This window comes from Xenorhabdus budapestensis (assembly GCF_002632465.1).
GTDB lineage: Bacteria > Pseudomonadota > Gammaproteobacteria > Enterobacterales > Enterobacteriaceae > Xenorhabdus > Xenorhabdus budapestensis.
Genome location: NZ_NIBS01000041.1, coordinates 1 through 10,641, shown reverse-complemented (window position 1 = coordinate 10,641; position 10,641 = coordinate 1). Strand labels below are relative to the sequence as shown.

Genomic DNA, 10,641 nt, shown 5'->3' with positions numbered 1-10,641 from the left:
GCAGAAAGACAAATACAGCTGGGGCTGGAAGAATAGTGTTTAAGCCCCCTTTTAGGGGGCCGCGTCAAAGCCGCCTTCTATGAAGGCGGATTTTTACTTAGATACATTTAAATAGAATTATGCATTTTCGGAGGAATCTCAATGTCTATAGAGGTAATAAAAAAACAGATTTTTAAGTTTTTATCATCAGATACACCTGAAGTAATGGTAATTAAAGGTGAATGGGGTATAGGAAAAACTTTTAGCTGGAAAAAATTTCTGGCAGAAGCTAAAGCTGAAAATAAAATAAAATTAGAAAATTATTCCTACGTTTCCTTATTTGGAATTAATTCCCTAGAGTCTCTTAAATATACAGTTTTTGAAAATATCGTAGATCGTCAACTTATTGATAAAGATGCTAATATTAATACATTCAAAGAAAATACAAAAAATCTGACTAAGACCCTAGGGAGACAATCAATTAAATTCTGGAAAGAAGTTCCAATTGCAAAATTACTCATTCCTGCAATTGAAACCATTTCTTTTCTATCCTTAAATAAAACACTTATCTGCATTGATGATCTTGAGCGGAAAGGTGATAAAATTAATATTAAAGATATTCTAGGATTGATCTCATTATTGAAAGAACAAAAGAAATGTAAGATTGTTTTACTCTTAAATGATGAAGAAAAAGGCCTTGACGATTATAGGAAATATATTGAAAAAGTTGTTGATATTGAACTATTCTTTGCTCCAAGTCCTGAAGAATGTGCCGATATTGCTTATTCCACTGAAGCTGATTATCACCTTAAATTAAAGGAGTTGACAGCTAGTCTAGGAATCAGAAATATAAGAATTCTCCAGAAGATTGAACGATTAGTAAAGCTATCTTTACCTCTTATTGAAGATTGTGTACCGGAAATAATTGATGAAATTATGCATTCTATTGTACTTTACTCATGGAGTTACTTCTGTTCACATTACAATGATGACATCCCTCCTTTCGATTTCATAAAAAATATAGAGTATAAATCATTTTTTCCTGTCAAAGATCAAAGTAATAAACAAGAAACAAAATGGCTAGAAATTTTGCGAAAATATAATTATATGTTTACCGATGAACTAGATTTAATTATTGCTGAAGCCGTAAAATCAGGATTTTTTATTGACTCAAAACTCAAAGAAAAGGCTACTTGGAGAAACCAACAAATCATAGGTTCTAAATCCGAAAAAAAATTCTCAGATGCTTGGGAGTTTTATCATGATTCATTTGATGACAATGCTGAACAAGTAATTAATAATTTATATGAGAGCTTTAAAGGAAATTGCAAAATTCTTCCACCTAATAATTTGAATTCTCTTGTATCCATATTCAGAGATCTAGATGAACATGAAAAATTATCTGAACTAATTGATTTTTATATTGAAAATAGAAAGGATGAGATTGAATTGTTCAACCTGAGCAAAATTAACAGATTTGGTGATATCAAAGACTCTGAATTAATCAGTAAATTCAATAATATTTATAGCAAATCAGTCATAACAGAGAATGCCAAGCAAGTATTAGACCGTATTGCTGGAACTAATGGTTGGAATCAAAATGATGTCGTAATTCTTGCTAATACTTCTGTTGAAGATTATTACAAATTATTTAAATCTGAAAAAGGAAAACACTTAGATTTATGTATAGATAAGTGTTTAAAATTCGGCGAATCTTTAGATGCTAGTGAACAACAAATAGAGATAACCAATAGATCAACTGAGGCTCTAAAAAAAATCGCAGCAGAGAGCCAAATTAATAAACGAAGAGTCAAAAGATTTATAATAATTTAATAAAAAAATAAATAAAATCAATTATATATATCAATTAAGACACAATCTGATATGGGGGCACAAAAAGGGGCATTAGATCAATAAATAAAAATAAATTAAATATATTCAATAAGTTATTTTTATTTGCCAGTCCCGCCCTGCACCAAATAAAAATTCACTGATAAAACAGTGAATTGGGGAATAAAAAGAGCCACCTTCGGGTGGCTTTTTTCTTGGTTTTAAACTGCACGAAAATTCAAAATTGGCAGCACCTTGGCACCACTGGTTATTTATCCAATATCATTTATCCCGCTTTTTATCCCCTTCTAAAGCCTGACTTTTCTATTTTTTTAAAATATTTTCAGTGAATAAAAAAACATCTTTTATAAATAATTATTGTTCAGCACAATTACTGAGCCGTAAAAACAAAAAGTGGCGACGTAAAAATAATTTTCCGCGTCAGTAAACTGGAAGGTGATAGTGACACGAAAAGGTTTTAACCCATTCTTTGCTGAATTAACCAACCCAAATAAACAAAACCCCCTGTCAGTTTTTAGCTGGCTGGGGTTTCCTCAAAATCAGGAAAAAATTTTTTGCTCAGAAAAGCCCGGCTATTCTTCTGGCGGTGTGCAATATTCTGAGGATCTTTATATTTTCCATATCCTCATCGTAACGGTAGAGCATGATGAAGGGAAAATGAGGGACAACGAGTTTTCTATAACGTTCATCCGGGCTGTTACGAGCCTTTATGCCTGCATACGGGGTTACTTTCAGAAGTTCAGCCATTTCCACGAACTTTGCGTCAATTTCATCAGCCAATAACAGCCCAGCCTGCTCAAAGAAGTAGAGATAAATTTTCTCCCGGTCAGTTTGCGCGGTTTCTTCCCATGAAATAGTTATCACTTTATCCCCTGTTCAGCTTATTACGCAGTAGAGCCATCCGGCGCTGACTTTCAGCATCATCAATAAAATGAGCCGAACCGTTTTCACATCGGTCAATGGCTTTTTCAATTTCCGTTTCTAGCCAGTGGGCATGGGTATTTTTTTGATACTCGCGTTCTTCATTTGCCAATTCTTCGGCTTTTTGTCTCATTAACTTTGTTAAGTCTGTTTGATGGCGTTTGGCCGCTTGCATAGCTAAACACTTGGTTTCTTCATCAATACGAAAATGGATCGTCTCCATTCATTCCCCCTTAGTACGCTATTACTTCAAAATATGTTGTCATTTGTGTTGTCATGTTAGCACAGCAAACTAAAACAACAATGCTGTTTTAAAAAAGAACAACCTTGATGACTGAGTAAACTTCGGGGCAACTACTTGAATGAATAGAAGGGTAATTCAGGAAGCCCCAATAATTAGGGGCTAACGATTTTAAGGATTGTCGAAGCACATTACCGTCTGTTGACCACGCACAGGATGTGGATGTGCGTGGTCAACCAATGTCGGCTTAGTCACCCAGCGGACAAAGGTTTCATGACTGACGAACGTGGCACCGCAATTGATATTCTGGCACTGGTTGTAACGTTCTTTGGTTTCGGTGGTGTGTTCAAAACTGCTGCGTGTGTGGGCCACATGGCCGCAAAGGGGGCATCTCATCATAATGTGAGTACCTCAATCATCAGGAAAGCGCCAGCTGTGTTAGGCGATGGCGCGATTATAACAAATTAGACTCCCATGTCAGCATCCGATATTTTCACTTCCAGTTCCAAGGCCGAGGTTAACCCACTGTCATTCAGGGTGTGGGTGACGATGACCAGTATCCAGTCGGTGCCGTCAATTTGCGGTTTAAAACCACTGACACTGACTTTCATTTCCGGCAACAGTTCCGCCAGTTGGATCGAGAATGAAGCCATGCCGCGCTGAATTTTTTCCCACTCAGCTTTAGCAGCCCGCTCAGTATTAGCCTTGTTGGCGTAGGTATGTTTCATGACAAACACATTATCTTCACTGCCGACCAGATAATCCCCCTGTTTTTCTTCTTTTTTCTGCGGCGTGGTTTTACGTCGCCGACGCTTTACCGTCACTGGGGTTTTCTGCTTCGGTTCGCGGGTATTCAACCAACTGGCGGATACGCCGGTATAGGCGCTGCGGTCGGCCAGTGAAAAACGATAACCGTCACCGGACTGGCGAGTGATGATCACCGTAGGTAGCGGGCGTCCACTGACGGTGGTATTTTGTCCCTGCTGCATAAACAATAGGTAGCCGTTCTTCACAGTAGCGATAGCCCCTTCCTGTGTGACCAGCAGGGTTAAGAAACTGCCGTCAGATTCGTTAGTTTGATCGATGTGGTTTAACGTAATGTCGGCCAGTGTGTTATCGATTTCCGGTTATTGCGCATGGCGATGGTGCGCACAATGTCACTGAGGGTTTTCTGATGGTAGGAGAATTCCCGGCTGAGATTGAGTGTCGTCCGAAAATCGGCACTGCGGGCACGCACGGTGATTTTATCCGGCGCACCGCTGTATTCGATTTCATCGACAATAAACTGCTCCTTATGGACAGGCGTTTCCCCCTGCCAGCCCAGATGCAATGATAGTGTTGTCCCCCGACGTGGCAACGCCAGCAGACCGTCGCTGTCGTCCAGTTCAATATCGAGCTGGTCAGCTTCAAAGCCCCGGTTATCCGTCAGGGTCAGGGACATTAAACGTTTTTGAATGCGGGCGTTGATATTGTCATCTCCGGCGCTGAGGGTATATACCGGCGTGTGAGTATCGCCCGTTATCCAGTCAATTTTTCGGTAAGGCCATCAGGGGATCATTCCACTCAGTGTATTGATCGCACTGGTTTTCAGGTCAGACAATTGGCTGCGCAGATCACCGAACATCCCACCTAAGTTCTCATCCACGCGGCGCAAGGTGACAGTGAAGTCAATTTTTCTGGCTGCCCCATCGACAAAAAATTCACTTTTGGTCTGGTCGAGACTTTCAATGATAAACATGCCGTAAATCATGCCGTGCCCGTCCAGAAACGACCACGCTTTACCGCTGTCGGCCATCATTTGCAGGGCCAGTAAGGACAACCGGCCACCGCAATCGCGGTAATAATCAGTATGATCGGGTTGGCCAACAGGAAAGCGGTCGTCCCACGTATGACACCGGCCAGTATTTTAAACGCACCGCCTAATAATTTCAGGCTGCCCGCTCCCTTAATGCCGAGGACAGAAAACCCCAGCCGCACCATCGCCAGTGGGCCCAGTAGTGTGGCCAGCACCAGTGTCAGTGCGCCACAAACGGCCAAAATAATGCCCAGCCCGGCCGCCGCAAGGCTGAGGTATTTGGCCATGGTCGGGTGTGCCTGAAAGAATGTTGTTACGTTGCCCAGCATTTCTGAGAGCTTGCTCAGACCTTTGATATAGAGCGGTAACAAATGGTCGCCGATCTCTTTATACAAGTCGCGCATCCGGGCATCGCGTTCGAGTTCCTGTCCCTGTGCCGTGGTTTTTCCTTCTTTAACCAGTTGATCTACACTGTAGGCTTCGTGTCCGGCCTTGATTTGTTTCTCAATATTAGCGTGTTCACGATACATAGTGACAAACAGGTCAGCACCCTTGCGGTTGGAGAACAGTTTAGCAATAGCGGTTTCCATACCCCGTTCATCTAACTGCGGGTGCTTCCTGCGGATACGCGGCACAATCTCTTCCATTAGATAACGGAAGGGGTCTGTCTGGAATTCATCTACATTCACCAGTGCGCCCGGTTTCATTTTTGTAATGTGACCGGTTTTACCATATTGAACAGCGCCCTTTTGCAGTAACCCCAGTGCATTCAGCTCTTCGGCAGCCCCTTGAGTGGTACGTCCCATCATCAGATTTTGGTAGGCACTGGCAAGGGATGTTCCTGTCCGGTCACCGCCAATCTGCTGGATAATGTGCGACATGGAGAAATAGAAGGCTTCATCACTCATCTGTTTAGCGGCCACGTTCCCGGTTTTGAGCATTGCCATATAGTCAGACGGTAAAACTAAGCCACCGCTGGCAGCCATCGCCTGCGCGGACAGGTTCACCGATTTTTTAAAGTCTTCGGGGCTGTTAATCATGTTGCGCAATTCGGCAATTTTCAGCACCTCCTGTGACTGATCGCGCAGTTCCTGTGCTTTCTCATCACTGATACCGTGCATCCCCAGAAAACGGGTGGCATATTGCAGTTTCAGCAGTTCCGGCGTGACCATCCTGGCTTCATCGTAATGCCTCAGAACTGAGTGGGCTTCTTTCAGAATTTTCAAGTTATCCGAAACAGCACTACCCACCACATGAAAGCTGTTGGCGAATTTACCGGCATCTTTAAGCACCGTTTCCCCCACACCCAACGTGCGAAATTCCGCCATTTCTTTATGATAAATGGAGGCTTCATTCAGCATCGGCTTCACACCCATCAACAACCCGCCACCGATTGCTCCCATGCTGGCTGCACTCGCGAACATACTACCCTGTACGTTTTTGACGCTGTGATAACGGGATTTGGCGGCAGACAGGCGTTTTTCCCGTTCTTTCAGTCGCTTCAGCTTTTCGCTTTGCTGGTCAATGGTATTGTTAGTGCGTTTGACATCCCCGTTAAGCTGACGTTGGGCATCCGCCAGACATTTAACAGAGATACCGCTTTTAGCCAGCTCATCGCGCTGGCGTTGCAGGGAAATACTGAGATCCTGATTTTTTGTTTTGAGTTTTGCGGCAGCATTTTTCGCCCGCTCAAATTGTTGAGTCTGAGCTTTAGTGGGATTGTCGAGGCCTTTCATGGCACGAGCCAGTTCTGCCACGCGATCATTCGCAGCCCGGTAAGCCTGCTGGGTTTCAGCGAGCTGCTTTTTGATTTTGCGAAATCCGTCAATTTGACTGGTTTTTTGATTTAGCTCGCTCAGTTGTTTACGCGATTCTTTAAGGGTCTCCGCCAGACGTTTATTGGCGGCCGACGCGCCCTGAAACGGATGAGTCAGTTTGTCTACAGCACTTAATACCACTTGCAGGCGTAAACGTCGGTCACTCATCGGCACCACTCCGTTTGATGGCCCGGTAACGCCATGCCAGTAATTCCGGCAGGGACATGTCGGCGGTCACGGCGGGCGACCAGTGAAAGACGGTGGCGATATCCGCCACCAGTTCGTCCGGGGTTAAGCTGTCTGGAAATCGGACTTCACCGACTTCGGCAACAAAAAATTGACCACCTCGACACTTAAGTTAATCAGGTCGCCCGGGGCCATCAGCAGCAGATCATTTTTGGTCAGTACCGATGCGGTGACGCGGGGCAACACCAGCATCATGGAATCCACGTCCATTTCCATCAGGGCCTGCAAGCGCACCCCGCGCAGGGCACCGCTGGTCGGTTTACGGATAATGATATCGGTGATAGTGGTCGCGCCACGGGCAATCGGCTCTTCCAGTGTGACAGTGGTTTGTTCAGTCTGCGGCAGGGTAATTTGTTCAGTCATGGGTCAGGATCCTTATGGGTGAGGGGTTACAGGCCAATCGCCCGGCGGTGGGCTTCCAGACGGTCGACGCCGCCGACGATTTCCACCATGTTGATGGTGTCGATTTCAATCAGGACATCGCCGTCCATCGTCAGTTTAAAATAGGTATTTTTGGCGCTGACCTTGGTCTGGGTGTTGTCGCCCTGTTTGTAGTTGCCGGGGTCAAATTCCGAGAAGCGCCCGCGCATCACCACTTCCACGGCGATCACTTCCCCGGTATCGTCACGCTGAAATGAACCGTTAAAGCGCAGCATAACGCCATTGGCTTTGGCGATACCCCACTGTTTGTACAGTTGGGCTTCTACCCCGCCTAACGTGAATTCGGCATCCAGTGCGCCGTCATCCAAGCCCAGATCGACATGAGCCGCCCCGTTCATGCCGCCGCCGCGATAGGCTTCGAGCTTGCGGCTCAGTTTCGGCAGGGTCAGTTCTTCCACCATACCCTGATAGTTGTTGCCGTCGTTAAACAGATTTAAGTATTTCAATTTGCGTGGGAATGCCATGTGTTGTCCCTTAGCTGTTGACGCTGTTGGCGAAATTCATCAAATACTGGTCGGTGATGCGCTGGCGCAGCAGCAGGTTTTCCAGCGGCGGCACCGGCGTATAGTCATAATCAATATAGAGCTTGCCGGCTTTCAGTGTGTCTTTGTCGTTAATTGTGGCGTCATACCAGCATTGCCCGTCAATCAGGTAACCGTTAGCTTTCAGTTCGCGCAGCTTGGCATTGATGCCTTCGATAATGTCACGCACCAATGAGGGGGTGAGCGGTTTATCAATTGCCCACATATGCGCCTCGGCCATTGTGTCAGCCAGTATCTGCGCGGTACGGGTGTAGCTTTCAAATTGGAACAGCTTATCGTCTGAACAGGTACGGGAACCCCAGAAACGAAAGCCGTCTTTGCGGATAAGCGTGGTGACGTCGTTCTGGTTAAGCAGGTTGGCATCGGTGGTCACATCCTGTAAATCCCAGAACACATCGGCGGAAAGGCCGGTCACGCCATTAACCCCGACGTTGGACAGCGTTTTATGCCAGCCGCTCTCTTCGTCAATCTTGGCACGCAGACCCACCGCACGGGCGGTGGCATACGCGGTGGCTTCGCGGTTAATCACACTGTCCCAGCTTAAAAAATCGGGCCACATCAGCATCAGTTCACGCTGGTTAAAGTTTTTACGGTAGTCAATTGTCTGTGAAAGAGTCTTATAGCCATACGCGTTGATATACGCCATGGCGCGCAATTGCTGGGCAATGCCGACCAGTTTCGTCGCCACCGGCAGGGTATCGTGGCCGGGCACAGCCAGAATACGCGGTTTCACCCCGAGCTGGCTTTGCGCGGCCAAGAGTGCCTGCATGCCGGTTTTTTTTACCGTCGTCAGTCACGCGGCCAATGATATTCGTGGTGGTGTCGGCTTCGGTTTTGCCCTGAGCAACGCGCACGACCACGGTGACCGGTTTGGCCTGCTCGGCAATCGCCCTCAACGCATGGGCCAGTGTACCGGTTTCACCCGCCTTGCCGCTGGCGGTCAGCACATCGGTCAACAAGACCGGGGTATTTAAGGGAAAGATGTTGGGGTCAGCATCGTCGGCAGTCGCCACTAAGCCGATAATCGCGGTACTGACAGTGGTAATGGTGCGGGTGCCTTCGTTGACTTCCTGCACACGCACGCCGTGGTGATAATCCTAGGCCATAGCCATCTGCTCCGGTAAAAGGGATAGCACTATGGTGGTCGGCTTTACAATAAAATGCAGGTGATGGGGGGTGTATGGGGGCTGGCACAAAGGTAAAAGGATTAAGAAAAATAGCCTTAATCAGAAATAATTTTACTCCGTCATGTTTCGTTGTTCCTACAACTCGGTTCGATTTCAACTCACAAGCTGAGTCATTATTCTATCGCTGTCTTTTCAATATATATAAGGTAAAAAAATGAGCGAATTAATGGCAAAAGAAGGCACCTATGCATGGGCGCTGTTGCAACTGCAAAACGGCAAACGCGTCAGTAAAAAAACCTGGGCTAATCAGAAGGAATACCTGCTGCGCCGTCTGGGACGGGCTGACCAGCAGGTCAAGGCGGGTGATTATCCGGCACAGGCCGGAGTGAAAGTGGGTACCCATTTGAATTACCTGCCTTACCTTGAGCGTCATACTCCATCGGGTGAGGTGATGCCGTGGCTGGCTTCATCGGTTGATATGGACGCTCAGGATTGGGAAGTGATGATACAGTCCTCTGATATCCAAGGTCATCCTGAGCACACCCTCATTCTAGATGTGACGCCATATTTTTATAGCAGGGATCCCGATACAGAAAAAAGGTTTGTGTCCTCTGAAAGATTAGTCATAGTTGAAAATAATCTGGGTCATCATTCTGTTTCAAAAGTAGCTTGGGTTACTTATTTTGCTGCTGTCAAACCAAACTATTTCACTATTGATTTTGGTGACATTGTGGCTGATGCCAGCGAATCGTTACGCAACGTGACAGATAAAAAACTCACCATCACCATTGATGATGTCGACTATCACCTTGGACATCGGACAGAAAAATCCGTTTATAACAGCCCACAATATCAGGGTGAAGACGCGGAAAAAATAGGAAATATGCTGAAGCAATTCGATCGCACTTTCCGTTTTCAGTGTCAATGGCATGATTAATGACATTTTTATCGAATTGATGGCAGGGGCGCTAGTCGCCCCTGTTATTATTTTGGTTGTTTCGGCCATGGAATATCAGTAGTCACTGAGCAATCCACTCGGTTGAGCAACACCCGGTATGTCTTCCATGCGAGGAGGGCCGCTTTTTCTTCGTCAGTGACCATGTCGAGGTCAACGGCATCGGTTAACGGTTTAATCATCGCATCCGCCTGTTGCTGCAAACTGAACTTCTGGTGTTCAGCTTGTTGGATTTTATTCTGACGCTGCGCTGACGTGTCTGTAACCCATTTTTTACCATCCCATTTATCAAACTCGGTTTCAGCGCCCCGATATAACCGATCTCCATTGCTTGCCGCGTTTCGGTATGGTAAACCTTTTTCCCTCTGTAATCAGCTTGATGTACCCAAGATTTACCATCAGGCGCGCGACAAACAGCAATATCATTGGATTTAGGTAACTCAGGGGCGTCCAAATAAGCATCGGCTACAACAGAAAACCCGCTTGGCACACGATCATACGATTTACCCAAAAACTCACGGGTTTTGGAATGACAGAGATAGACTTCAGCCCAGCCTTCAACAATTGCCAATCCATTTTTATCAAATTCAGCCACTTGAATATTTGTTGTATATTTTGTCATTAGAATAACGCGATGCTCGACTTTTATGATGAGTTGAAATGACATAGCCGCTCCTTTATAACTTTAAGTCGTCAAAAATAGAGAAATAAAGGAACAAAAGGCTA

General features: G+C 45.6%; 11 protein-coding genes and 3 pseudogenes. 2 read left to right on the top strand and 12 right to left on the bottom strand.

What is annotated here, in order from left to right; translation table 11 throughout:
* Window positions 1-141 precede the first annotated feature (141 nt).
* Window positions 142-1,812 carry a hypothetical protein gene (locus Xbud_RS17915; RefSeq protein WP_099137384.1) on the top strand — a complete coding sequence of 557 codons (1,671 nt, stop codon included), beginning with the start codon at window positions 142-144 and terminating at the stop codon, window positions 1,810-1,812.
* A gap of 576 nt (window positions 1,813-2,388) precedes the next feature.
* Here Xbud_RS17915 and Xbud_RS17910 read toward each other — a convergent pair.
* The 10 genes and pseudogenes from Xbud_RS17910 to Xbud_RS17865 form a co-directional block, all read right to left on the bottom strand.
* The gene (locus tag Xbud_RS17910) at window positions 2,389-2,694 is read right to left on the bottom strand and encodes a type II toxin-antitoxin system RelE/ParE family toxin (RefSeq protein ID WP_099137383.1); all 306 of its coding nucleotides are present in this window, start codon (window positions 2,692-2,694) and stop codon (window positions 2,389-2,391) included.
* A 1-nt stretch (window position 2,695) separates the two neighbouring features.
* Complete coding sequence (locus Xbud_RS17905; protein ID WP_099137382.1) at window positions 2,696-2,974, bottom strand: damage-inducible protein J; 279 nt, start codon at window positions 2,972-2,974, stop codon at window positions 2,696-2,698.
* Window positions 2,975-3,163: 189 nt separating this feature from the next.
* Window positions 3,164-3,391 (bottom strand): ogr/Delta-like zinc finger family protein, encoded by a 228-nt coding sequence (locus tag Xbud_RS17900; protein WP_099137381.1) that lies wholly within the window; start codon window positions 3,389-3,391, stop codon window positions 3,164-3,166.
* A gap of 65 nt (window positions 3,392-3,456) precedes the next feature.
* A pseudogene (locus tag Xbud_RS17895) lies at window positions 3,457-4,523 on the bottom strand (phage late control D family protein).
* Between the two features lie 15 nt (window positions 4,524-4,538).
* The gene (locus tag Xbud_RS17890) at window positions 4,539-4,790 is read right to left on the bottom strand and encodes a phage tail protein (RefSeq protein WP_099137380.1); all 252 of its coding nucleotides are present in this window, start codon (window positions 4,788-4,790) and stop codon (window positions 4,539-4,541) included.
* A complete protein-coding gene (locus Xbud_RS17885; protein WP_099137379.1) occupies window positions 4,787-6,772 on the bottom strand; it encodes a phage tail tape measure protein in 1,986 nt (661 codons plus the stop codon). The genes Xbud_RS17890 and Xbud_RS17885 overlap by 4 nt, the downstream gene beginning before the upstream one ends.
* A complete protein-coding gene (locus Xbud_RS17880; RefSeq protein WP_099137378.1) occupies window positions 6,765-6,881 on the bottom strand; it encodes a GpE family phage tail protein in 117 nt (38 codons plus the stop codon). Before Xbud_RS17880 ends, Xbud_RS17885 begins: the two co-directional genes overlap by 8 nt.
* A 14-nt stretch (window positions 6,882-6,895) precedes the next feature.
* Window positions 6,896-7,213: a phage tail assembly protein gene (locus Xbud_RS17875; protein ID WP_099137377.1), complete on the bottom strand. Its 318-nt coding sequence runs from the start codon at window positions 7,211-7,213 to the stop codon at window positions 6,896-6,898.
* A gap of 26 nt (window positions 7,214-7,239) precedes the next feature.
* On the bottom strand, window positions 7,240-7,755 hold the full coding sequence (locus tag Xbud_RS17870) for a phage major tail tube protein (RefSeq protein WP_099137376.1): 516 nt from the start codon (window positions 7,753-7,755) through the stop codon (window positions 7,240-7,242).
* 10 nt (window positions 7,756-7,765) lie between these two features.
* Window positions 7,766-8,915 (bottom strand): annotated as a pseudogene (locus Xbud_RS17865) (phage tail sheath protein).
* 259 nt (window positions 8,916-9,174) lie between these two features.
* Here Xbud_RS17865 and Xbud_RS17860 point away from each other — a divergent pair.
* Window positions 9,175-9,897, top strand: coding sequence for a Thoeris anti-defense Tad2 family protein (locus Xbud_RS17860; RefSeq protein ID WP_099137375.1), 723 nt, complete (start codon window positions 9,175-9,177; stop codon window positions 9,895-9,897).
* 47 nt (window positions 9,898-9,944) lie between these two features.
* On the opposite strand, the pseudogene Xbud_RS20785 reads toward Xbud_RS17860, so the two are convergent.
* Window positions 9,945-10,160 (bottom strand): annotated as a pseudogene (locus Xbud_RS20785) (tail fiber assembly protein); the annotation flags it as partial.
* Window positions 10,094-10,582, bottom strand: a complete 489-nt coding sequence (locus tag Xbud_RS17855) for a hypothetical protein (RefSeq protein ID WP_244590030.1) — start codon at window positions 10,580-10,582, stop codon at window positions 10,094-10,096. The gene Xbud_RS17855 and the pseudogene Xbud_RS20785, both read right to left, overlap by 67 nt.
* Between the last annotated feature and the right edge of the window lie 59 nt (window positions 10,583-10,641).

Coding starts and splice junctions, on each gene's coding strand:
- Xbud_RS17915 (WP_099137384.1), top strand. CDS start 142: ATGTCTATAGAGGTAATAAAAAAACAGATTTTTAAGTTTTTATCATCA.
- Xbud_RS17905 (WP_099137382.1), bottom strand. CDS start 2,974: ATGGAGACGATCCATTTTCGTATTGATGAAGAAACCAAGTGTTTAGCT.
- Xbud_RS17900 (WP_099137381.1), bottom strand. CDS start 3,391: ATGATGAGATGCCCCCTTTGCGGCCATGTGGCCCACACACGCAGCAGT.
- Xbud_RS17890 (WP_099137380.1), bottom strand. CDS start 4,790: ATGATGGCCGACAGCGGTAAAGCGTGGTCGTTTCTGGACGGGCACGGC.
- Xbud_RS17885 (WP_099137379.1), bottom strand. CDS start 6,772: ATGAGTGACCGACGTTTACGCCTGCAAGTGGTATTAAGTGCTGTAGAC.
- Xbud_RS17875 (WP_099137377.1), bottom strand. CDS start 7,213: ATGACTGAACAAATTACCCTGCCGCAGACTGAACAAACCACTGTCACA.
- Xbud_RS17870 (WP_099137376.1), bottom strand. CDS start 7,755: ATGGCATTCCCACGCAAATTGAAATACTTAAATCTGTTTAACGACGGC.
- Xbud_RS17860 (WP_099137375.1), top strand. CDS start 9,175: ATGAGCGAATTAATGGCAAAAGAAGGCACCTATGCATGGGCGCTGTTG.
- Xbud_RS17855 (WP_244590030.1), bottom strand. CDS start 10,582: ATGTCATTTCAACTCATCATAAAAGTCGAGCATCGCGTTATTCTAATG.